Annotated in this window: 2 rRNA genes; both read left to right on the forward strand. The window is 47.2% G+C overall.

Features of this window, described 5'->3' with window-relative positions:
- Positions 1-88: ribosomal RNA gene (rrf, locus tag C2M35_RS15955) — 5S ribosomal RNA — on the forward strand; the annotation flags it as partial.
- A gap of 69 nt (positions 89-157) precedes the next feature.
- Positions 158-251: ribosomal RNA gene (rrf, locus tag C2M35_RS15310) — 5S ribosomal RNA — on the forward strand.
- Position 252: the final 1 nt, after the last annotated feature.

The following is a 252-nucleotide window of genomic DNA, read 5'->3' on the forward strand; positions in this document are numbered from 1 at the left end:
CCTGACCCCATGCCGAACTCAGTAGTGAAACGAAACAGCGTCGATGATAGTGTGGCATTTGCCATGTGAAAGTAGAACATCGTCAGGGCCCTATTTAAGAAAGCCCGGCTCAAAGAGCCGGGTTTTTTAGAGCAAAAAAAGAATTTACAAGTTTTTGCTTGGCGACCATAGCGTTTTGGAACCACCTGACCCCATGCCGAACTCAGTAGTGAAACGAAACAGCGTCGATGATAGTGTGGCATTTGCCATGTG

Origin of the sequence: Pseudoalteromonas sp. T1lg76 (genome assembly GCF_002964725.1) — a bacterium.
In the GTDB taxonomy this organism is placed as follows: domain Bacteria; phylum Pseudomonadota; class Gammaproteobacteria; order Enterobacterales; family Alteromonadaceae; genus Pseudoalteromonas.